General features: G+C 69.1%; 17 protein-coding genes. 7 read left to right on the top strand and 10 right to left on the bottom strand.

The annotated features are described in order from the left end of the window. Positions 1-10: 10 nt before the first annotated feature. Together FHY09_RS08120 and hemF are read left to right on the top strand one after the other, a co-directional pair. Complete coding sequence (locus FHY09_RS08120) at positions 11-1,588, top strand: hypothetical protein (RefSeq protein ID WP_166925981.1); 1,578 nt, start codon at positions 11-13, stop codon at positions 1,586-1,588. A gap of 32 nt (positions 1,589-1,620) precedes the next feature. Next, positions 1,621-2,517 (top strand): oxygen-dependent coproporphyrinogen oxidase, encoded by an 897-nt coding sequence (gene hemF, locus FHY09_RS08115; protein ID WP_166925979.1) that lies wholly within the window; start codon positions 1,621-1,623, stop codon positions 2,515-2,517. Positions 2,518-2,790: 273 nt separating this feature from the next. Here the strand turns inward: hemF and polA are convergent, their stop codons facing one another. Next, positions 2,791-5,562, bottom strand: coding sequence for a DNA polymerase I (gene polA, locus FHY09_RS08110; RefSeq protein WP_166925977.1), 2,772 nt, complete (start codon positions 5,560-5,562; stop codon positions 2,791-2,793). A 90-nt stretch (positions 5,563-5,652) separates the two neighbouring features. On the opposite strand from polA, the gene FHY09_RS08105 reads away from it, so the two are divergent. Together FHY09_RS08105 and FHY09_RS08100 are read left to right on the top strand one after the other, a co-directional pair. Further along, on the top strand, positions 5,653-5,946 hold the full coding sequence (locus FHY09_RS08105; protein ID WP_166925975.1) for a DUF2782 domain-containing protein: 294 nt from the start codon (positions 5,653-5,655) through the stop codon (positions 5,944-5,946). 27 nt (positions 5,947-5,973) lie between these two features. Then, on the top strand, positions 5,974-6,216 hold the full coding sequence (locus tag FHY09_RS08100; RefSeq protein ID WP_166925973.1) for a hypothetical protein: 243 nt from the start codon (positions 5,974-5,976) through the stop codon (positions 6,214-6,216). Positions 6,217-6,258: 42 nt separating this feature from the next. Here FHY09_RS08100 and FHY09_RS08095 read toward each other — a convergent pair whose 3' ends face one another. Next, positions 6,259-6,705 carry a universal stress protein gene (locus FHY09_RS08095; protein WP_166925971.1) on the bottom strand — a complete coding sequence of 149 codons (447 nt, stop codon included), beginning with the start codon at positions 6,703-6,705 and terminating at the stop codon, positions 6,259-6,261. Between the two features lie 127 nt (positions 6,706-6,832). Here FHY09_RS08095 and FHY09_RS08090 point away from each other — a divergent pair, with 127 nt between their 5' ends. Beyond that, positions 6,833-7,579, top strand: a complete 747-nt coding sequence (locus FHY09_RS08090; protein ID WP_166925969.1) for a ThuA domain-containing protein — start codon at positions 6,833-6,835, stop codon at positions 7,577-7,579. Between the two features lie 28 nt (positions 7,580-7,607). On the opposite strand, the gene FHY09_RS08085 is transcribed toward FHY09_RS08090, so the two are convergent. The 6 genes from FHY09_RS08085 to rpmB form a co-directional block, all read right to left on the bottom strand. Then, positions 7,608-10,730, bottom strand: a complete 3,123-nt coding sequence (locus FHY09_RS08085; RefSeq protein ID WP_166925967.1) for a hypothetical protein — start codon at positions 10,728-10,730, stop codon at positions 7,608-7,610. Between the two features lie 126 nt (positions 10,731-10,856). Beyond that, positions 10,857-13,046, bottom strand: coding sequence for a DNA helicase II (gene uvrD, locus FHY09_RS08080; protein ID WP_166925965.1), 2,190 nt, complete (start codon positions 13,044-13,046; stop codon positions 10,857-10,859). A gap of 9 nt (positions 13,047-13,055) precedes the next feature. After that, the gene (locus tag FHY09_RS08075; RefSeq protein WP_166925963.1) at positions 13,056-14,477 is read right to left on the bottom strand and encodes an FAD/NAD(P)-binding protein; all 1,422 of its coding nucleotides are present in this window, start codon (positions 14,475-14,477) and stop codon (positions 13,056-13,058) included. 12 nt (positions 14,478-14,489) lie between these two features. Next, a complete protein-coding gene (gene cls / locus FHY09_RS08070; protein WP_166925961.1) occupies positions 14,490-15,908 on the bottom strand; it encodes a cardiolipin synthase in 1,419 nt (472 codons plus the stop codon). 151 nt (positions 15,909-16,059) lie between these two features. After that, complete coding sequence (gene rpmG / locus FHY09_RS08065; protein ID WP_042613882.1) at positions 16,060-16,224, bottom strand: 50S ribosomal protein L33; 165 nt, start codon at positions 16,222-16,224, stop codon at positions 16,060-16,062. Positions 16,225-16,237: 13 nt separating this feature from the next. Beyond that, positions 16,238-16,474 (bottom strand): 50S ribosomal protein L28, encoded by a 237-nt coding sequence (gene rpmB, locus FHY09_RS08060; protein WP_166925959.1) that lies wholly within the window; start codon positions 16,472-16,474, stop codon positions 16,238-16,240. Between the two features lie 246 nt (positions 16,475-16,720). Between rpmB and FHY09_RS16365 the strand changes: the two genes are divergently transcribed. Continuing rightward, positions 16,721-17,950 (top strand): glycosyltransferase, encoded by a 1,230-nt coding sequence (locus FHY09_RS16365; protein WP_208407672.1) that lies wholly within the window; start codon positions 16,721-16,723, stop codon positions 17,948-17,950. Positions 17,951-17,970: 20 nt separating this feature from the next. On the opposite strand, the gene FHY09_RS08050 is transcribed toward FHY09_RS16365, so the two are convergent. Further along, positions 17,971-18,879: a LysR family transcriptional regulator gene (locus FHY09_RS08050; RefSeq protein WP_166925957.1), complete on the bottom strand. Its 909-nt coding sequence runs from the start codon at positions 18,877-18,879 to the stop codon at positions 17,971-17,973. A 125-nt stretch (positions 18,880-19,004) separates the two neighbouring features. On the opposite strand from FHY09_RS08050, the gene FHY09_RS08045 reads away from it, so the two are divergent. Beyond that, positions 19,005-19,397 (top strand): RidA family protein, encoded by a 393-nt coding sequence (locus tag FHY09_RS08045; protein WP_166925955.1) that lies wholly within the window; start codon positions 19,005-19,007, stop codon positions 19,395-19,397. 61 nt (positions 19,398-19,458) lie between these two features. On the opposite strand, the gene FHY09_RS08040 is transcribed toward FHY09_RS08045, so the two are convergent. Next, positions 19,459-22,632: a CusA/CzcA family heavy metal efflux RND transporter gene (locus tag FHY09_RS08040; protein WP_166926564.1), complete on the bottom strand. Its 3,174-nt coding sequence runs from the start codon at positions 22,630-22,632 to the stop codon at positions 19,459-19,461. Positions 22,633-22,637 lie beyond the last annotated feature (5 nt).

The raw sequence follows: 22,637 nt of genomic DNA, 5'->3' as shown, positions 1-22,637 counted from the left end.
GGAGTCCCCCATGTCACTGATGACGATGGCAGCGCGCGCGCGTCGCCTGCTCGCCACCCTGCCGCTGCTGCTCGCCACCGCGTCCGCTTTCGCCATGGCGCCCCAGTGCGGGCAGTACGTGGAAGACGACATCGGCATCGTCGTGGACATCCTTTCGCCCAACCAGGGTGTGCGCCACGTACCGTCCTCGGCGGCCGATCCGCTGTGGCTGCAGTCCAGCGGCACGGCGCTGCAGGTGGCCCACCTCGATCTGGGACTGACCTCGACCTGGCAGGTGGAGGACGGCGGCCGCGTGCTGCGTGATAACACCACCGTCTACCGCCTGCAGACCCCGACGCCGTGCCGCCCGGCCGCGCCGGTGGCCCCGGGCAGCTGCCTGGCCGCGCCTGCAGCGTGCCTGGAGCGCCTGTACGGCGCACCGGCTGCCGAGCTGCAGCGCAGCTGCACCGAGGGCGTGCCCGCCGCCTGCAGCCGCCTGCTCACTACCTGGGAAAGTGACGCGCGCGAAGCCGACAGCCGTCCCCTCAACGAAGACCCCGACCTGCAGGAGCCGGCGGTGTGCAAGGAGGAATCGCCCTCGTACGACGAAGCAGCCTGCGAGGCCGCGGCGAAGGCCGCCATGGGCAAGGCCATGGGCCTGGCGCTGATGGGCGCGCTGGATACCCGTGACATCGCCCTGCCGGCCCCGCAGTTGCAGACCCTGCAGCAGCTGTGCCTGGCCCATTCCGGTGGTGGCTTCTGCCGCAGCGTGGCCGAACAGCAGTGGACGGCGGCCCACTACGCCGAAGCCATCGCCGCATTGCAGGCCGGCTGCAAGGCCGGTGATCCGCGCGCCTGCGACGCGCATGCCCCGCTGAACGCATTGGCGTCCCCGCTGCAGCTGCAGCCGGCCCAAGCCCTGCCCTGCGGCACCTACGCCAGTGCAGGCGGGCTGATGGACACGCTGGTGTTCGCCGACGGCGGGCGGGTCGAGGTGGGCATGGGCAGCACCCTGCGGGCGCGCCTGGAGGCGGGCCGCATCCGCATCCGTCATGATCGCGGCGGTGATTTCGTGCTCGCACCGCTGGCCAGCGGCGAGCTGCTCGGAACCGATGCGTGGACCCGCTTCCAGGTGTTCCGTCGCCAGGGTGCCGCGGGCACCTGCAGCGCGGGCGTGACGTTCAACGAAGTGCCGCTGCCACGCGACTGCCCGGCCGTGGCCACGCCCGGCGGCGCGGCGGCCTGCTGCGCGGCGGGGAAACTGCAGGGCTGCAACGCGCTGGGCAACCAGCTGGCGCTGGCCGACAACTGGGCCCAGGCCGCCACCCGGTACCTGCAGGTCTGCCGCGCCGGCATCCGCGAGGGCTGCGAGAACCTCGCCAGCGCGCAGGAGCACGACAGCGCAGTGGATGCGCGGGGCCTGCTGCAGCAGGCCTGCGATGCACAGGGGCCGACGCATGTGGCCTGTGACGTGGTGGCCACGCGCAACTGGGAAATGATGGCCTTCGGGGCGGCGCTGCGCCAGTCGCTGGAGGCGGTCGGGAACGAGGAGGACGAGGCGCCTGCTGCCTCCTCCAAAGCAGCCGCGCGCAACCGCAAGGGCCTCTGAGCGATCCGCAGGCGCCGGGGTAAACTGGCGCCATGAACGAATTCGAGCGCGTCCGCGCCTACCTGACCGATCTGCAGGACCGTATCTGCGCCGCCGTCGAGGCAGCCGACGGCAACGCCCGCTTCCGCGAGGACCTCTGGCAGCGGCCCGAGGGGGGCGGTGGCCGTACCCGGATCCTGCGCGAGGGTGCCGTCTTCGAGCAGGCCGGCATCGGCTTCTCCGACGTGGCCGGCAGCCGCCTGCCACCGTCCGCCTCGGCGAACCGGCCCGAGCTGGCGGGCGCTTCATGGCGCGCCACCGGGGTGTCGCTGGTGTTCCATCCGCTCAACCCCTACCTGCCCACCACCCATGCCAATGTGCGTTTCTTCCATGCCGAGCGCGATGGACAGCCCGTGGCCAGCTGGTTCGGCGGTGGCTTCGATCTCACCCCGTTCTACCCGTTCGAAGAGGACGTGCGGCACTGGCACGGCGTGGCGCGCGCGCTCTGCGCGCCGTTCGGGCCGGAGCGCTATCCGGCCCACAAGCGCTGGTGCGACGACTACTTCTTCCTGCGCCACCGCAACGAGACACGCGGCGTGGGGGGCCTGTTCTTCGATGACCTGCACGGCGATTTCGAGCGCGATTTCGCCTACCTGCGCGCCGTCGGCGACGGTTTCCTGGACGCCTACCTGCCGCTGGTGGCGCGTCGCCGCGACACCCCCTACGGCGAGCGCGAGCGCGCTTTCCAGCTGTACCGGCGCGGGCGCTACGTGGAGTTCAACCTGGTCTACGACCGGGGCACGTTGTTCGGTCTGCAGAGTGGCGGACGCAGCGAGAGCATCCTGATGAGCCTGCCGCCGATGGCACGCTGGGAGTATGGCTTCGAGCCCGAGCCGGGCAGCCCGGAATCGCGCCTGGCGGACTACCTGGTGCCACGCGACTGGGAGTGAGCAGCTGGCCATGCATCGCCCATAAAAAAGCCCCGCTGACCAGGGGGAGGTCAACGGGGCCGGGGAACGGGTGCTTGGGGAGGAGCCCCCGTTCCGAGATCTTCTCCAGGGGATGGGAGAGATCCACAACAGGCGTTGCGCCTGTTGAGGTGTATGTAATCACTTCAAACATTGATGAATCGTGAAAGCCCCCTATTCAACTGGGCAGGATCGGCGAAATATTCATCCGCTGGTCAGATAAATACGCAACGTCGCCAATTCAGCCAGCAAAACTCAGTGCGCCTCGTCCCAATTGACGCCAATGCCTGTATCGACGATCAAGGGCACCCGCAGCGTCGCGGCCTCCGACATGCACTTTACGACACCCTCGCGCAGCGCCTCGATGGCCTCGGCCTGGCACTCGAACACCAGTTCATCGTGCACCTGCATGATCATGCGCGCCGGCAACTGCGAGGTCTGCAGCCACTGGTCCACGTCCACCATCGCCAGCTTGATGATGTCCGCCGCCGTGCCCTGCATCGGCGCGTTGATCGCCGCGCGCTCGGCACCGGCGCGCAGCCCCTGGTTGCGCGCGTGGATGTCGTTGAGATACAGGCGTCGGCCGAACAGCGTCTCCACGTAGCCATCGTCCTTGGCTTTCTGGCGCATGCGCTCCATGAAATCCCGCACGCCGGGATAGCGGCTGAAATACAGGGAGACGTAATCCTGTGCCTGCGCGCGGTCGATGCCGAGGTTGCGCGCCAGACCGAAGGCACTCATGCCGTACATGAGCCCGAAATTGATGGCTTTCGCGGCCCGGCGCTCGTTCGCGGTGACCTCCTCCAGCGTGCGCCCGAAGACCTCCGCCGCAGTGGCGCGGTGCACATCGGCACCCTGTTCGAAGGCGCTGACCAGGCCAGGATCCTCCGACAGATGGGCCATGATCCGCAGTTCGATCTGCGAGTAATCGGCGGCCAGCAGCAGGCCGCCCGGCGGCGCGACGAAGGCACGCCGGATGCGGCGCCCGTCCTCACTGCGGATCGGGATGTTCTGCAGGTTCGGATCCGAAGACGACAGGCGGCCGGTGGCCGCGCCGGACTGGTGGTAGCTGGTGTGCACGCGGCCGGTGTCCGGGTTGACCATTTCCGGCAGCTTGTCGGTGTAGGTGCTGCGCAGCTTGGCCAGCCCGCGATAGTCGAGGATCACGCGCGGCAGCTCATGCTGGTCGGCGATGGCCTCCAGGGCCTCTTCGTTGGTGCTCGGCTGGCCCTTGGGCGTCTTCACCACGGCGGGCAGCTTGAGCTCGTCGAACAGCACCGCCTGCAGCTGCTTGGGCGAATCCAGGTTGAAGCTGCGGCCGGCCAGCTCGGTGGCCTTCTGCTGCGCGGCCAGCATGCGCGTGGAAAGCACCTGGCTCTGGCGGCGCAGCTCTTCGGTGTCCACGTGCACGCCGTTGGCTTCGATGCGCGTCAGCACCGGCACCAGCGGCATCTCGATGCCGGTGTAGACCTGGGCGAGCGTCGGTTCGGCCAGCAGCTGCGGCTGCAGCACGTGGTGCAGGCGCAGGGTGATGTCGGCGTCCTCGGCGGCATAGCGGCTGGCCTCCTCGATCCCCACCTGCGAGAACGAAATCTGCTTGGCGCCCTTGCCGGCCACGTCCTCGAAGCGGATGGTCGTGTAACCGAGGTAACGCTGGGCCAGCGAATCCATGTCGTGGCGCGTGGCGGTGGAGTTCAGCACGAAGCTCTCGAGCATGGTGTCGTCGTGGAACCCCTGCACGTCCACGCCATGGCGGCGCAGCACATGCAGGTCGTACTTGCCGTGCTGGGCCAGCTTCCTGCGCGAGGGGTCCTCCAGCATCGGGCGCAGCGCGTCCAGCACCTCTGCCAGGGGCAGCTGCGGCGGTGCGCCCGGGTAGTCATGCCCGACCGGGATATAGGCCGCACGCCCGGGCTCCACCGCCAGGCTGATGCCCACCAGGCGTGCGCGCATGGCATCCAGCGCATCGGTCTCGGTATCGAAACTCACCAGATCGGCCTGCGCGGCACGCGTGGCCCAGGCCTGCAGTTGTTCGCGGGTCAGCACGGTCTCGTACTCACCGGGCGCGGACAGCGCCGGATCCACCGCCAACGGCACCGCGTCGCCGCCACCGCGCGCGTAGCCTGCGGCCGTGGCCCGCAGGCTGGCCGGGCCCTCGGTCGCGGCCGCGGGCGTGCCCGCTCCGCCGTCCAGTTCCTTCAGCGCCTGGGTAAAGCCGTAACGGGCATACAGCTCGCGCAGGTCATCGGTGTGCGGCTCGCGCAGCGGCAGCGCCTGTGGGCCAGCCTCCAGCGCGATGTCAGTGCGGATGGTCACCAGTTCGCGGTTGAGCGGCAGGCGCTCCAGCGCGGCGCGCAGGTTCTCGCCGATCTTGCCCTTGATCGACGCCGCCGCCGCCATCACCCCGTCCAGGTGCTGGTACTCGGCCAACCACTTGGCCGCGGTCTTCGGGCCGCACTTTTCAACGCCGGGAACGTTGTCCACGCTGTCGCCCATCAGCGCCAGCAGGTCGACGATCTGATCGGCGCGCACCCCGAATTTCTCCATCACCGCGGCATCCGAATCCATGCGGCTGCCGGTCATGGTGTTGACCAGTTCGATGCCCGGCCGGACCAGCTGGGCGAAGTCCTTGTCGCCGGTGGAAATGGTCACCTGCAGATCGTGCGCGACCGCCTGCAGCGCCAGCGTGCCGATCACATCGTCGGCCTCCACGCCGGGGATGCGCAGGATGCTGATGCCCAGCGCATCGACGATGCGGCACATCGGCTCGATCTGGCTGCGCAGCTCCTCGGGCATGGGCGGGCGGTTGGCCTTGTACTGGTCGTACAGGTCATCGCGGAAGGTCTTGCCAGGCGCATCGACCACGAAGGCCACGTAGGCGGGGCGCTCCTTCAGCGTCGCGCGAAGCATGTTGACCACGCCGAACAGCGCGCCGGTCGGCTCGCCCTGGGCATTGGTCAGCGGGGGCAGCGCGTGGAACGCGCGGTACAGGTAACTGGACCCGTCGATCAGGACTAATCTGCTCATGGGACGATTCTACGCGTACCGCGCATGCACGGCCGCCACGCCGTGCTGGGGCATAATCAGGGCACGTTCCCGGCCGAGGTGCCTGCCCCCATGAAGACCCTGATGCTGTCGTCCCTGCTGGCCCTCGCGCTGGCTGGCTGCGCGAGTGGTGCCGGTGGCGCAGACGCCCCGCCCATGGACATGTCCGGTGCGGAGGTCGCGCAACGCACGCTCGACAACGGCGATGTTGTCGAGGAGTACCGCGTTTCCGGCCAGCTGCGCATGGTCAAGGTCACCCCCGCGCGCGGTGCGCCGTACTACATGTACGACCGCAACGGCGATGGCCGGATGGACAGCAACAAGGACGGCGTGTCGCCGGTGTACTGGAAACTGTACAGCTGGTGAGCCGGCACCGGGCCAGGAGTGCAGTCCATGCCGACGCCTGAGCGGCGCGCGGGCGACGCCGGTGATGCCCGGCTGCGGCAGGGGCTGACGGCGCCCCAGCGCGAGGCGCTGGCCACGCTGGAGCACTTCGGCTGGCAGCTGCGCTTCGTGCGCCGCCCGCTGTTCCGCGATCCGATCCCCGTGCTGTTCAGCCGCGAGGGGGATCGGTATGTCGTGCTGCAGGCCGACGGCAGTCTGGACGAATCCCAGTCGCTCACGCTGCGCGACTGAACCGCCCTGCCGGGCGCTGTACGGCCGCGCGTGGATGCGGCTTCAGCGCACCACGAGCACGGGCAGGGTGGTGCGTGCCAGCACCTCCGCCGTCTGGCTGCCCAGCAGCACCCGGGTCACGCCGCGGCGTCCGTGGGAACTCATCACGATCAGGTCAGAGCCCTGTTCGGTGGCGGTGTCGATGACCCCGTCGGCCGCATAGCGGTCCAGTACATGGATCCCGTTGGCCCGCACCCCCTGCGCCGCCGCCATCGCCAGAGCGGGCTGCAGCACCTTCTGCGCCGTTTCCTCACGGTCGGCCTTGTACTCGGGGCTGTTGGCGTAGCCCACACTCCAGCCCATGGCGTCGTACATGCCGACGGCCCACGGCTCGGAAACCGTCACGATATCCACTTCGGCATCGAGGCCCCTGGCCAGCTCCAGGCCCTTGGCCAGCCCTTTCGCGGACAGCTCCGAGCCGTCGGTGGCAATCAGGATGCGCGTATACATGGCAGTCTCCTCGGGCGTTCAGCAGTCGGGTGGGAAAGCATTGCACAGCCATCGTGCAGAGCGCGCCTTGAGCCGGATCAATGCACTGCAGCGTGGCACGCGCGCGCCCGCATGGCATTCTCTGCCCATGCGCCTGCCTGCCCTGCTCCTGATCTGTGCCTCGCTCCTGCCATGGCCTGCCGTCACGGCCGCGACGCCGGTTGCTGCCGGCGTGCCTGAAGCGGGCGCCATCCTGGTGTACACCCGTACCGCTAAATTCCGGCATGATTCCATCCCGGTCGCCGTGGAGACGCTGCGCACGCTCGCAGCCGAGACCGGACTGCGCACCGTGCATACCGAGGACGCCAGCGAATTCACGCCGGCGCGCCTGGCGGGCTATCGGGCGGTGGTGTTCGCCAACACCACCGGCGATGTGCTCGATGAGGCCCAGCAGAGCGCCCTGCAGGCGTACGTCGAGAGCGGTGGCGGCTTCCTTGGCCTGCATGCGGCCGCCGACACCGAATACGACTGGCCCTGGTACGGCGAGCTGATCGGCGCCTGGTTCCACAAGCACCCACCTGGGCTGCAGTCGGCCCGGGTGACGCTTCACGGCGGCGCGCAGGATGGCCAGCAATGGACGCTGCGCGATGAAATCTACAACTATCGGCGCAACCCGCGGCCGTGGGTGCAGGTGCTGGCGACGGTGGATGAGGCCAGTTATGAGGGCGGCACGATGGGGGCCGATCACCCCATTGCCTGGTGCCGGGCGGTGGGTCGGGGCCGCAGCTGGTACACCGGTTTCGGCCACGAGGCAGCGGTCTTCACCGATGCCCGGGTGCTGGCCTTGCTGCGCCGCGGGCTGGCCTACAGCACCGGCATGACACCGGAGTGCTGAGACACGCTGGCGGCAGCGTGCCCACCGCTCAATGTTCCTTCACCCGGGTCATCGGCCTGCCGCTCTTCGGATCCAGATACTCGGCCACCCGCTGCCGGACGGCATGGCCGCGGCGCGATGCTGCCGCCGGAGACGCGTCAGGGAGCCTCAGGTTGCGCAGCCGCGTCCTGAGCTGATCATCGGTGACGGGCGATGGGGAGGACGACGCGCCGGGCGCGTCCGGTGCCTTCAACAACGCCAGCCGCGTTGCGATCGCCGCATTGGCGGCGCTGCTGCTGATGGCGGCGTCCCGCGCCGCGCGGGCGGCCGCTTCCTGCCTGGCTTTCTCTGTCGCACGTTGTTTTGCCGCCTTGGCGGCCTCGGCCTGCGCGTGCGTGGCGACGCGCGCGGCCAGCGCGGCGGGAACCGCACGGCGTGCCTGCTGCGCGGCGTGGGACTGCGCTGAGCGGGTCGCACGTTCGCGTGCCTGCTCGGCAGCCTGCTTGCGTGCATCGACCTGGGCACTGGCCTGCACAGCCGCAACGACCTGCTGGGCCGCCTGGCTTACCGCGGCTTCGAGGTGCCCCTGTGCGGCCGCGTCCAGGTCCGATCCTGAGGGCGGCGGGCCGTCCACGCCGGCACCGCTGCGCACCATGGCGCGGATGCCGGTGCTGATCGCTTCTGCCCGCTGCGCCAGTTGTCCGCGGCGGTCGGCGATGGACAACTGCGGGTCCTCGAGCACGGCCTGCACGTAGCGCGCTTCGCCCTGCACGATCAACGCTTCGGCGTCGGCACGGCGCAGGCCGTGCAGGGTCTTCCGGTAATCGGCAAGCGCAACGTCCTGCTGCCCGCGCACCAGGTCGGTGGGCGCCGGGATCGACGACGGCAGTCGATGCTGGGTGAGCGCCTTCCTCCATGCCTCCGCCACCGCTTGGGCCACGGCATCATTGATGGCCTTGTCTTCCTCTGCGCTGGTCAGCTTCATCGTGGCATACACCTTCTCGCGCAGCAGGGGCAGTTCCATGTCGGCGATGCGCTGCGGGCCACAGGTGCGGACCAGGTGGTCAAGGATTCCACCGAGGTCCATCGCGGCGACGGCCTGCTGGGGTGCGGGCACGACGATGGGCTCGTCGCCGCGACGCGACGCATGGTTGACCTTCATGACGGCCAGGCTCCAGAGCGACCTCAGCCGGATGTATTCGGTAGTGGTCGACATCAGGCCGGCATTCTGGAGCACGCCGTCCCACTGCACGGATGCACCGGATGCGGCCAGCGCGGCGTAGAAGTTCGGGAAGCCCTTGATTTTCGCCGTCAGCAGGCGCTCGCGAAGCTGCGCTGGGGTGAGATCAGTGGACGCTGCCATCAACGTCTCCAGCAGCCCGATGAAGGCCATGCCCAGGGCAGGGTCCCTGCCCGCATGCACCCCGATGTTGGGCGGGTAGGCCGATCCTTCGAACGGTTCCAGCAGGCAGTTCGCCACCCGCTGTGCACTCAACGTCCCGCTTTGTACAAGCCGGTCGATCAGGATCATCCAGGCATGGTTGGCTTGGAACGCCGCGCGACTGCGCACCTGCGCGCCCGGCCCCATTTCCAGGTTCAACAGCAGCTGCCCGAAGAGGGACGGTGACAGCAGCTCCTCCGCGATGGCGGTGATCCGTGCCGGGTCGCCGCCAGTCTGCGCGGCCTGCAGGCGCTGGCAGCAGTCGTGCAGCAGCTGCAGTGAACGCAGCTCCCGGGTCAGGCCATTGATCGCCGCCTGCGCAGGCGCGATGCCGGGCAGCACCCCCTCGCTGACCGTGCGATGGCGGTGGTCCAGCTCTTCCAGGCACGGCGTCCCCGCGGCCCCTGGGCCGAATGCCTGGCGCACTGCCTCACGCATTTCCTCACGTACCTGCGCCGCACGCTCCGGATCGTCATTGACCCACTGCGCCAACGTGGCCGCATCGTAGCGTCCAAGCAGGGTGTTGCGGCGCGCATCGAGCTGCCGGATGAACGCGTCGGCATCGGGCCACGGCGTGGTCGATTGGGCCTCCGGCGCCTGCCACCCCTGCTGGACGATGGCGTCGATGGCCGTGCGGGGCAGCAGCGCCAGCCGGTAGCCCATCTCGGCCAGCGTGTCGGCCACGGCAGGGTCGGCCGCCACCGGGGGGCGCAGCATCTCGACGATCGATTCGGACTGGAAGCCATAGGGCCATCGAAGCGTATCCTGCAGCGCGCCCGGATCATCACCTCCCGTATCGAACAGGTCGGCCCGATGCACGTGCGCTTCGGGGATCGGAAACAGTGCAGCCGGTCGCTGGATGATCGCGATGTCACCGCTGGCGGCCTTCGGCAGCAGGGCGCCATTACGCAGGTTGCGGAAACCGAGCGGGCCGCACGAGCCAAAATCCACAGTCATCGCGCGCGGCTGTCCATCGCGGACGGTGTATCCGGTGTTTTCCATCCGATAGTTGAGATGGTCCCAGTTGTCCAGCCAGGTCGAGGCGACATAGTGCCGCAACTGCTCGCAGCGCAGGGCCACCGGCAGCATGCGGTTCATCGCCTCCAGCGCTTCGAAGCGGGCCTGGTCCTGCCGGGCATGCTCGGCCACCAGGTCCGGGCGCTGCAGCTGCCAGAAGTGCGTCACGCCTGCGCGCTGCAGGACGCGCTCGCAGGCGTCCACGGCACAGCCATGCCGTGCGCGGAGCTCGCGATACCGTTCGGCACGCGTAGCGTCGGCGCCGGCGACGACGCGTTCGGCGACATCACTGGTCAGGAACTGCCCAAGATCCTGGTAGCGGTCATCGAAGCGGGAGGCCACGTGGAGTTCGTCACGCGGGAGCATGTCCACGTTGCTGGCCAGTGCCATCTCCGGGGCCGTGAGTCCGGTCAGGCGGAAAAGCCGGCCCAAGGTGACTTCCACTGCACTGCAGCCGGTGTCGCCTGTGGATTTCGTCCGCCAGGTTGCCTCGCCACGACGCGTCGTCACCGCCATCATGCTGCCCCTGCCCGCCCAGGGATCGGCGGGACACCCGGAGAAATCGAGATGGGCCAGCGTATTTAGTCCAGGTGCCACCGGCTCGCTGTTTTCTACCAGCAGCAACGGCAACGCGGGACCGTCGCCCGGAACGTGCAACGACGCGCCGCCAGGCAGACGGTAGGCAGCATCCACCGCAGGTGTGGGGGAAACCATCGAAACTCCAGGACGTGAGAGGCCAGGGAGTCTCGGACAAGCGGTTGAAGTGCGCTTCTAACGATAAATCAGACCGATTGAATCGAGTATTCCGGTTTCCAGCATCTGTCCTTCAGGTCTTCGATCTCAGATCGAGGTCAGATTCGCATACGCCATCACCAGCCACTTGCTGCCGGCATCGGCGAATTCCACCTGCACCCGGGCATGGGCACCCACGCCTTCGTAATCGGTGACCATGCCCTCGCCGAACTTCGGATGGCTGACCAGCGTACCGAGCTTGAGCGGCGGCGCTTCGATGACCGCGTGGGCGCCGCCACGGCTGGCGCCGAGCGAGGCCGGCCGCGAGACCTGCACCTTCGGCCGCACCTCGTGCAGCAGTTCACGCGGGATCTCGCGCAGGAAACGCGACGGCACCCCGTAGTTGTCCTGCCCGTGGATGCGCCGCGATTCGGCGTAGCACAGCACCAGCTTCTGCCGTGCACGGGTGATGCCCACATACGCCAGGCGCCGCTCCTCTTCCAGCCGTCCGCTTTCCTCCAACGAGCGTGCGCTGGGGAACAGGCCATCCTCCATGCCGGCCAGGAACACCAGCGGGAATTCCAGCCCCTTGGCCGAGTGCAGCGTCATCAGCTGCACGCCTTCTTCGCCGGCCTGCGCCTGGCCTTCACCGGCCTCCAGCGCGGCATAGGCGAGGAACGCGACCAGCTCGTCCATGTCCTCCACTTCTTCCACGTCATCGGCGCGGCGCAGGAAGCGCGAGGCCACCGACACCAGCTCGTCGAGGTTGTCCGTGCGCGATTCGGAATCCAGCGAATTGCGGCTTTCCTTGCTCCAGTGCTCGCGCAGCAGCGAGCGCGCAAGCACGTGGTCGATGCGCTCGGCAAGGGTCATGTCCTGGGTCTGTGCATGCAGCTCGTTGACCAGAACCAGGAAGCCGGCGAGTGCGTTGCGCGCGCGCGCCGCCAGCGCGTTGCCCTGGGTCACCAGCATCGTCGCTTCCCACAGCGACAGGCCCTGCGCACGTGCCTCGCGCCGCACTTCGTCCAGCGTGCGGTCACCGATGCCACGCGTGGGCGTATTCACCGCGCGCTCGAACGCGGCATCGTCGTTGCGGTTGGACAGCAGCCGCAGGTAGGCCAGTGCGTCCTTGATCTCGGCACGTTCGAAGAAGCGCATGCCGCCATACACGCGGTACGGCACCTGTTCGCCGAGCAGCACTTCTTCCAGCGCGCGCGACTGTGCATTGCTGCGGTAGAGCACGGCCACCTCGCCGTAGCTGCCCCCATCGCGCACCCACTGCCGCGCGCGCTCGACGATGTAACGGGCCTCGTCCATCTCGTTGTACGCCGCGTACAGATCGATCGGATCGCCGTCGCCACTGTCGGTCCACAGTTCCTTGCCGATGCGGTCCGGGTTGTGCGAAATCACCGCGTTGGCCGCGCCGAGGATGTTGGCCGTGGAGCGGTAGTTCTGCTCCAGGCGGATGGTCTGCGCACCGGGGAAATCACGCAGGAAGCCCTGCACGTTCTCCACCTTCGCCCCGCGCCAGCCGTAGATGGCCTGGTCATCGTCGCCGACCACGAAGACGTGCCCTTCCTGCCCGGCAAGCACGCGCACGAAGGCGTACTGGATGGCATTGGTGTCCTGGAACTCGTCGACCAGGATTTCACGGAACCGCGCGCGGTAATGCGACAGCAGCGCCGGGTTGTCGCGCAGCAGCTCGTGGGCGCGCAGCAGCAGCTCGGCGAAGTCCACCAGTCCGGCGCGGTCGCAGCGCACCTGGTACTCGGCGTAGGCCTGGCGCATGGTGTCCAGCCACGCATCGTTCGGTTCGGGCTGGATGTGCTGCGGTCGGCGGCCTTCGTCCTTCTGTTCGTTGATCCACCACGCGATCTGCTTGGGCGGGTACTTGGCGTCGTCCAGCTCCAGCGCCTGCACCACGCGCTTGACCAGCCGCAGCTGGTCGTCCGAATCCATCACCTGGAAGGATTCGGGCAGCCTGGCGTCGGACCAGTGCAGACGCAGCAGGCGGTTGGCCAGGCCGTGGAAGGTGCCGATCCACGCGCCCCGGCTGCCGTTGGGCAGCTGCGCGTCGATGCGGTGGCGCATCTCGCCGGCCGCCTTGTTGGTGAAGGTCACCGCGAAGATGCCGTGGGTCGGCACGCCATGCACTTCATGCAGCCAGGCGATGCGGTGGGTGAGCACGCGGGTCTTGCCGGAGCCCGCGCCGGCCAGCACCAGGTGGTGGCCAGGGGGGGCGGACACGGCTTCGCGCTGGGCCGGATTCAGGCCGTCAAGCAGGTGGGAGACATCCATTCCACCATTTTACGGTATCGCCGCGTCCAGCTCGTGTAATGCCTGGCCGGCGGCATCGCGCGCCTGCTGGCGCAGTTCAGGCACCGCCAGGCTTTCCCACAACGTGCCGATGCGCAGGCTGCCCAGCACGCGCAGATCGGCCTGCGCCCGGCCGTTGCCATCGCGCAGGCACGCATCGTCCACACCGCTGTCCAGGCCCAGTCCATGCGGGCCGGGGCGCGCCAGGCCATCAGCGAGCAGCTGCCGCAGCAACGGATTGCGCAGGTGCGCGGCGCGCGTTTCCACACCGGTGGCATTGACCAGCGCGCCCAGCGCCCAGGAGCGTTCACCGCTCGGCGTGGCCGCCTTGAGCAGCAGCATCCCGTCCTGCTCGCTTACGCCCTGCAACCGCGCCCGCTGCAGCTGCAGCCGACCCTCGCGCAGGGCCTCGACCAGGCGGGCATGCACACGCGCGTCGATACGATGGCGGTGCACGTCCCACTGCCGCACCACGTGGCGCAGGAAGCGGCGCTGGTCAGCAGCGTCCAGGCTCAGCCAGAGCGACTGTCCCAGCGGACGGACGCGCTCCATCACACTCTGCCACGGGATGCCGCGCGCGGCGGCCTCGCGCACGCGCTCGCGCAGGAACCGCACGCGCTGCCGCAGCGACAGGGCCAGCAGCGGCTGCGGATCGAACACGGCCGGCTCACCGTGTGCATGGGGCAAGGGCATCAGGCCGTGCCGCGAGAACACGTGGATCGCACCGCGATGGCCCGCATCGAACAGCGAAAGCACGCTGTCGACCATGCTCAGCCCGGAGCCGATGATGCCGATGGCGTGTGCGCCGGCGAGCAGGCGCACGCCGTCGTAATCCCAGGCTTCGGCCAGGCGCTCGGCCGGCAGCAGCGCGGCGCCGCGCAGCGGCAGCGGGCGCACGTTGTTACCGCAGGCGATGACGGCCTGGCGTGCTGCGTACTGGACGCCCCCGGCGGTGGAGAGCTGCAGCCCGCCGGATGCGCCGCGATGCAGCGACAGCACGGGCTGCTGCACCACCTCGAACGTGCCGGCATGGGCCTGGGCCGCCTCGGCCAGACGTTGGCGCAGGTAGGGCGCGTAATGCAGCCGCGAGGCGAAGCGTGCTTCCAGGGTGGCGCGGTCATCGTCCGGATAGGCGCCGATGCGCTGCAGGTGATCGGCGAAATCCCCCGGGACGTCAGGCAACGCACTCATGCGCCCGGCGGGAACGTTCAGCAGGTGCACCGGCGAGGGCGTGGCATAGGCGATGCCCTCGGCGAGCGTGGAGGCGGCTTCAAAGAGCAGCACGCGCAGCGGGCGGCGGCTCTGGCGCAGGGCCTGCAGGGCCGTCATCACGCCGGCCGCGCCGCCCCCGATGATCGCAAGGTCGGCCGGCCCGGAGTTCGTGGCGTCATTCATGCGTGGATTGTAGGCCATCGCCTGCGGGGCTCACATCAGGGCATCGGCCAACCGTGCGATGCCCTCGCGGCTGCGCCGCCAGGTCGGGCGCTGCCGCCACTGCTGCAGGTCCAGCGGCGTGGCATGGGCGAGGTAATCGTCCTCGACGGCGCGCAGCTGCGTCACCAGCGCGCGGTTGTAACAGAGCAGGCCGATCTCGGCATTCAGCGCAAACGAACGGATGTCCAGGTTGATCGAGCCGAGCAGGGCGATGTCCTCGTCCACCGTCAGGTGCTTGGCGTGCAGGAAGTGCGGCGTGTACAGCGCGATCCGCACGCCGCTGCGCAGCAGCTCCTCGTAATAGGCTTCCTGCGCCCAGGCCGTGAGCGGCTGGTTGTTGCTGGCCGAAAGGATGAGCTGCACATCCACCCCGCTCAGCGCCGCGATGCGCAGCGCGCTCAGGGTGGCCTCGTCGGGGACGAAGTACGGGGTCACCAGCACGATGCGGCGACGCGCCAGATGGATCAGTGCGTTGACCGCATCGCGGGCGTTGCTGAAGGGATACGCCGGGCCGCTGGGCAGCAGCTGGGTCACCACATCCTCGGTGCAGGCAGGCACCTCGGCCAGCACGTCCAGGCGCTGCCCGGTTTCCATGTACCAGTCGCTGGCGAACACCGCCTCCAGGTGCGCCACCGCCGGGCCCCGCACGCGGGCCACCAGCTCGCGGTTGCTGAAGCCGCGCACGAACCCGGCGCTCGCCAGGTTCTGCGACCCGATGTAACCGACCTTGTTGTCGATCACCGCGATCTTGCGGTGGTTGCGCAGGTCCATGCGCCCACTGCGCCGCCAGCGCAGCCCGCCGGGCAACATCGCGCGTACCTCCACCTGGCGCGCCAGCAGGCGGGCACGGTAGGCCCGCAGGCCCCGCTTGGCGCCCACCGCATCGAGCAGCAGGCGACACTGCACGCCCCGCGCGGCCGCCCGCTGCAGCGCCTCTACGATGGCCTCGCCGACGGCGTCGTCGAACATCAGGTAGTAGAGCAGGTGCACCCGCTCTTCGGCCCGGTCGATGTCATCGATGAGGGTGGCCAGCGCATCGTCGTAGTCGGTATGCAGGTCGATCGCGTTGCCGTGCACCGGCATGAAATCGCCCTGCCGCTGCACCAGCGGAGCGATCTCGGCAATGGCTGTATCGGCCGGCGGTGTCCAGCGCAACGCATGCTGCAGTGCCTGCTCCTCGCGGATCACCTGCGAGGCTTCGGATTGCCGCCGGATGCGTTCGCGCGAAAGCCACGGATGGCCGAACAGCAGGTACAGCGGCAGGCCAAGCAACGGCACGAAGCCGACCAGCAGCAACCAGCTGCGCGCGGCGCCGGGTGTGGTGCGGGTGGGGATCCAGAACAGGGCGGCGAGCCGGATCAACCAGTCCAGCAGCAGCAACCATGAGCCCAGCAGCCATTCGAACAGCATCGCATCGCCTGTCGGGAGGGGGCTTCATTCTGCCATGGGCCCGGGGCAGGGCCGCGTGCCACCGACCACCGTGGCGCTGCGGGGCGGGCACGAAAAAACCCGCCTCGCGGCGGGTTTTTTCTTCATCGGGAAGACCAGCAATCCGTGTGGATTACTTGATCTTGCCTTCCTTGTACGGGACATGCTTGCGCACGACCGGATCGTACTTCAGGAATTCCATCTTCCCGGGGGTGTTCTTCTTGTTCTTGTCCGTCGTGTAGAAGTGGCCGGTACCGGCCGTCGAAATCAGACGGATCTTGTCGCGCTTGCCTGCCATGCTCGTTTACTCCTCAGACCTTTTCGCCGCGCGAACGCAGCTCAGCCAGAACGGAGTCGATGCCGTTCTTGTCGATGGTGCGCAGGGCATGCGCGGAAACGCGAAGCTTCACCCAGCGGTTCTCACTGGCCACCCAGAAACGGCGGTAGTGGACGTTCGGGAGGAAACGACGACGGGTCTTGTTGTTGGCGTGGGAGACGTTGTTACCCGTCTGCACGCCCTTGCCGGAAACCTGGCACTTGCGGGACATTGCGCACCTCGATGGTGTTGGGACCCCCCCGTAGCCCGGGGAGACAGCGGCCTCGACGGTTGCCCGCCACATGTCAGGAGAATCAAAGGGTTACGCTGTCGTTGAGCGGCCGGGGACATGTTCCCGGCTCCACCGCCCGGCCAGACCGGACACAGCGAGCCGCGCATTATGCACCACGGCCCGATCCGGCGCAATCCAGCGGCGGCGTGGACCCGATGCACACCCCTGGCCTGCTACACCACAGAGATGAAACTGCTTGCGCTGACCTACGGTACCGAAGGCGACACCCGTCCCCTGGCCATGCTCTGCCGCGGCCTGATCGACGCCGGCCATGACGTCACGCTGCTCGCCGAGCGCCGCACGCTGGCCAGTGCGCAGGCACGCGGCGTTCCGTCGGCAGCCCTTGAGGGCGACATCCACGAGGACGTGGTGAGCCTGCTTTCGCAGGGCAACAGCCCATGGGCGGCCCGCCGCGGACTGTCCCACATGGCCCACCAGCACACCGACAGCTGGATGCGACAGACCGATGCCGCTGCCGCGGACTGTGATGCGGTGCTGGCCGGTGGGCTGGCCGCGTTCGTCGGGATGAGCGTGGCCGAACATCGGGGCGTGCCGCTGATCGGTACCGGGATGATCCCGCTCACCCCGACACGGGCGTTTCCTTCCCCCTTCCTGCCACAGGTCTGGACGCCGGCGGTGCTCAACCGTGCCAGCTACCGCCTGGTGAACCAGCAGGTCTGGCACGCGTTCCGCGCACCGATCAACGCGGCCCGCGCGGCAGTGCTGGGCAGGGGGCCGCAGCGCACGCCGTGGCGCGATGTGCCGATGCTCTACGGCATCTCGCCCGCGCTGCTGCCCACCCCTACCGATTGGCCCGCGGATCACCTCTCGTGCGGCCAGTGGCGCGCGCCGGATGCCAGCGCCTGGTCGCCGGATGCGGCATTGCAGACCTTCCTGGCGGCGGGCCCGCCGCCGGTGTTCGTCGGCTTCGGCAGCATGACCGGGTTTGATCGGCAGACCGTGCTCGGCGCCCTGCTGCGCATGCTGGCCGGACGGCGCGTACTGCTTTCCCCCGGCTGGGCGGGCGTGCCGGAGGCCTTGGCCGCAACGCTGCCGGCGACGGTGCACAGCGTGGGCGCGGTGCCGCATGAAGCCCTGTTCCCGCGCTGCAGCCTGGTCATCCACCACGGCGGCAGCGGCACCACGCACTCGGCCTGCCGCGCCGGCGTGCCTTCCATGGTGATGCCCTTCGCCGCCGACCAGTTCTTCTGGGCGCGGCGCCTGCAGCGGCGGGGCGTGGCACCCGCGCCGCTGTCACCGCGACGGCTGGACGCCGACGGCCTGGCGGCGGCACTCGCCGTGGCCGACGCCCCTGCCACGCGTGCCCGCGCTGCGGCACTGGGCGCGGCGATGGCCCGGGAGGACGGCGTGGCCACGGGTGTGGCGGCCATCGAAGCGCTGCTCGGCCGACATTGACCCGGCGCGCTGCATGCCCTTCATCCTGCGGCCTGCGTTGCCATCAGGGCGGCCACCCAGTCGATGAACACCCGCAGTCGCTGGCTGCCATGGCGGTTGGGCGGGAACACCACGTGCATCGGCATGGACGGCGCCTGCCAGTCGCCCAGTACCGGCACCAGGGCCCCCTGCGCGGCGGGCGCTGCGCTCATGTACTCCGGCACGCAGACCAGGCCCAGTCCGGCCAGCCCCGCGGCCAGATAGGCATCGCCGTCGTCCACCGCCAGGTGCTGGCCTCCCTGCACGTCCACCACCTCCCCGTCCCGCTGCAGGCGCAGCGTGCGGGGGCGTCCGGTGCGTGGGCGCAGGAAACCGATCAGCCGGTGCGGGGCGGCGTCCAGTTCCCGGGGGTGCAGGGGCGTGCCATGGCGCTGGAGATAGGACGGCGCAGCGTGCAGGGCAAAGAACAGCGTGCCGATCGGACGTGCCACCAGCGACAGCCCGCTGGGCACGCCGCCACGGATCACGCAGTCCACGTTGTCTTCGATCAGGTCCACCTCGCGGTCGCTGACCCCGATGTGCAGCGCGATGTCCGGGTAACGCGCGTGGAAGTCCGGCAGCGCCGGCATCAGCAGCAGGCGTGCGAACGGGCTGGGGACGTCGATGCGCAGCCGGCCGCGCGGCGTGGCGCGGGCCTGCAGAAGGCGGCCTTCCGCCTCCTCCAGTTCAAGCAGCAGCGCCGCTGCGCGCGGATAGTACAGCGCGCCTTCGGCGGTCAGGGCGACCTTGCGGGTGGTGCGGTTGAGCAGCCGCACGCGCAGGTGGGTCTCGAGCTGCTGTACCCGTTCGCTCACCCGCGTGCGGCCCAGCTGCAGCGTCTGCGCTGCCTTGGTGAAACTGCCGGTCTCCACCACGCGGGTGAAGGCACGCATTGCCTCGAAACGGTCCACTGCCGCTCCCACCTGTCGGATCCAGCGAACAATCTAGGCGTCCGGACGGGGTTTATCCAGCGCCCCGGTACGCCGAAGCTGGCGTCCTGCCCGCAGCCCGCGGGCCCTGCATGGAGATCCGGATCATGGCCCCACGTGACGTTGTATTCCCCGCCGGCCGCCAGGCCCTGTATGAGCGCAACCGTTACTCGCCTGCGGTGCGCGCCGACGGCTTCCTGTTCGTGTCCGGACAGGTGGGCAGCCGCGAAGATGGCGCTCCCGAGCCGCAGCTCGACGCACAGGTGCGGCGTGCGTTTGAGAACCTCAACGCCGTGCTGGCGGCCGCCGGCTGCACCTTCGAGGATGTCGTGGATGTGACGATGTTCGTTGTCGACCCGGAGGCCAATTTCGAGACCGTCTGGGGCATCGTGCCGGAGTACTGGGGTCAGGCGCCCTACCCTGCCCTGACCGGCATCGGCGTGACCTGGCTGTACGGCTTCCAGTTCGAGATCAAGGTGATCGCGAAGCTGCCCCGCTGAGAAGGCCACGCGCCGGGCCCGGCCCGGCCCGGCGCTGCCATCGGCCGTGCGTGCGCCGGCGCTACCGTTCCCGCCGATGCAGCCAGCGGTACAGCACGGGCAGCACCAGAAGGGTCAGCAGCGTGGATGAGACGATACCACCGATCACCACCGTGGCCAGCGGGCGCTGCACTTCCGAGCCGGCACCGACGTTGAAGGCCATCGGTACGAAGCCCAGCGAGGCCACCAGCGCCGTCATCAGCACCGGCCGCAGCCGGCCCAACGCGCTCTCGCGCACGGCCTCCCCCACCGGCAGGCCCTGCGCCCGCAGCTGGCGCACGAAGGTCACCATCACCAGTCCGTTGAGCACGGCCACCCCGGACAGGGCGATGAAACCGATGCCCGCCGGGATCGACAGCGGCAGCCCGCGCGCCGCCAGCGCGAGCACGCCGCCGGTCAGCGCCAGCGGCACGCCACTGAACACGATCAGCGCATCACGCCCCGAACCGAAGGCCCAGAACAACAGCGCGAAGATCAGCAGCAGCGTCACCGGCACCACCACCGCCAGCCGCTGGCTGGCCGAGATCAGCTGTTCGAAGCTGCCGCCGTACCCGATCCAGTAACCGGCCGGCAGCGCCACCTGCGCTGGCAGCACGCGCTGCAGTTCCATCACGAACCCACCCAGGTCACGGTCGCGCACGTTGGCGGTGACCACGATGCGCCGCTTGCCGTTCTCGCGGTTGATCTGGTTCGGCCCTTCGCTGCTTTCGATCCGTGCCAGCTCACGCAGCGGCACCGCGCGTGGGTTGCCGGTGAGCGGGCCGGCGCTGCCGCCGCGGCTGAGCTCATCGGCGTTGCCGGTGGCCAGCGCCGCGTCCAGCGAAACCGGCAGATCGGCCAGCGCCGCAGGATCGCTGCGCAGGGTCTCCGGCAGCCGCACCACGATATCGAAGCGCCTGTCCCCTTCGAACAGCTGCCCGGCCACGGTACCGCCCACGGCCGTGGCGACCGTCGCCTGCACCTGGCCCGGATTCAACCCGTAACCGGCCAGCGCCTGGCGATCGGGCACCACGGTGAGCAACGGCAGTCCGCGGGTTTCCTCAAGCCGCACATCGGCGGCGCCCGGCACCCCGGCCACTACCCGCTCGATGCGCCTGCCCACCTGCGCCAGCGTGGCCAGGTCATCGCCGTACAGCACCACCGCCACGTCCGCGCGCACGCCGGAGATGAGCTCGTTCATGCGCATCTGGATGGGCTGGGTGAACTCATAGTGGTTGCCGGGCAGCTGCGCCACGGCGGTTTCAAGCTCGGCCACCAGCTCCGCGCGCGGCTTGCGTGGATCCGGCCAGTCGGCGCGCGGCTTCATCATGACGAAGGTATCGGCGACCGAAGGCGGCATGGGATCGGACGCCACCTCGGCGGTGCCGATCTTGGAAAACACCGTGGCTACTTCAGGGAAGCGCAGCAGCCGCTGCTCGATCTGCACCTGCATGCCGACGGATTGGCCCAGGCTGGTGCCCGGGATGCGCAGCGCATGCAGGGCGATATCGCCTTCGTCCAGGCTCGGCACGAACTCGCTGCCCAGGCGCGTGGCCAGCACACCGCATGCCACCACCAGCAGTACCGCGCCGGCGCCCACCCAGCGCCCCCGGACCAGCGCGGCCGCCAGCAACGGCTCATAGCGCGTGCGCAGCGTGCGCATCAGGCGGTTGTCATGCGCCGCCACCCGTCCGCCCAGCAACAGTGCGATCGAAGCGGGCACGAAGGTCAGGCACAGCAGCATGGCCCCGGTCAGCGCCAGCACCACGGTGATCGCCATCGGGTGGAACATCTTCCCCTCCACCCCGGTCAGGGCGAAGATCGGCAGGTACACGGCGGTGATGATGCCCAGCCCGAACAGGCTTGGACGGATGACTTCCGCCGTGGCGCTGGCTGTCTCGGCGAAGCGCTCGGCTGCAGTCATGACCCGGCCCAGCGCCTGCTGGCGCAGCCCGAAGCGGCGCAGGCAGTTCTCGATGATGATCACCGCGCCGTCCACGATCAGGCCGAAATCCAGCGCGCCAAGGCTCATCAGGTTCGCCGATACGCCACCGCGCGCCATGCCGGTGAGGGTGAACAGCATGGACAGCGGAATCACGGCGGCGGTGATCAGCGCCGCGCGGACGTTGCCGAGCAGTGCGAACAGCACCACGATCACCAGCAGCGCCCCCTCCAGCAGGTTCTTCGCCACCGTGCGCACGGTACGGTCCACGAGGGCGGTGCGGTCGTAGCTGGCCATCACGCTGACGCCCTCCGGCAGGCTGCGCTGGGCGACGCGCAGGCGCTCGGCCGACGCGCGCGCCACCTCGCGGCTGTTGGCGCCCACCAGCATCACCACCGTGCCCATCACCACTTCGTGGCCGTTCTGTGTGGCCGCACCGCTGCGCAGCTCCTCGCCCTCGGCCACACTGGCCACGTCACGCACATGGATCGGCACGCCTTCGCGGCGGTCGAGCACGATGTTGCCGATGTCCTGCAGGCCTTCCAGCTGCCCGGGAATGCGCACCAGGAACTGCTGGCCATTGCGCTCGATGTACCCGGCGCCGACGTTCTGGCTGTTGGCCTCCACCGCGCTGACCACGTCCTCCAGCGTGAACCCCAGTGCACGCAGGCGCGCCGGGTCCGGGGTGATGTGCACCTGGCGCTGGAATCCGCCGATGGTGTTGACCTCGGTGACGCCTGGAACCGTGCGCAGCTGCGGTCGGATCACCCAGTCCTGCAGCGTCCGCAGGTCGGTGGCGGTGTACGCCGAGCCGTCCGGCTTGCGCGCACCGGGCGCCGCATCGAGGGTGTACATGAAGATCTCGCCGAGCCCGGTAGCGATCGGCCCGAGCTGTGGATCGAGCCCCGCTGGCAGCTGCGAGCGGACCTGCTGCAGCCGTTCGGCGACCTGCTGGCGGGCGAAATACAGATCCGTGCCGTCCTCGAACACCACGGTCACCTGCGAAAGCCCATAACGCGAAAGTGAGCGCACCTGCGCCAGGCGCGGCAATCCGGCCATCGCGGTTTCCACCGCGTAGGTGATGCGCTGCTCGCTCTCCAACGGCGAATACCCCGGGGCAGCCGTGTTGACCTGCACCTGGACGTTGGTGATGTCCGGCGTGGCATCGATGGCCAGCCGGCCGAAACTCCAGCCACCGACCAGCACCAGCGCCAAGGTCATCGCCAGCATCAGCCAGCGCTGCGCGATGGCCGCAGCGACGATGCGCTCAAGCATGCCCG

The organism is Xanthomonas sp. 60 (genome assembly GCF_011761925.1).
The sequence above is the reverse complement of the archived record's forward strand: the minus strand, read 5'-3'. Positions and strand labels throughout refer to the sequence as shown.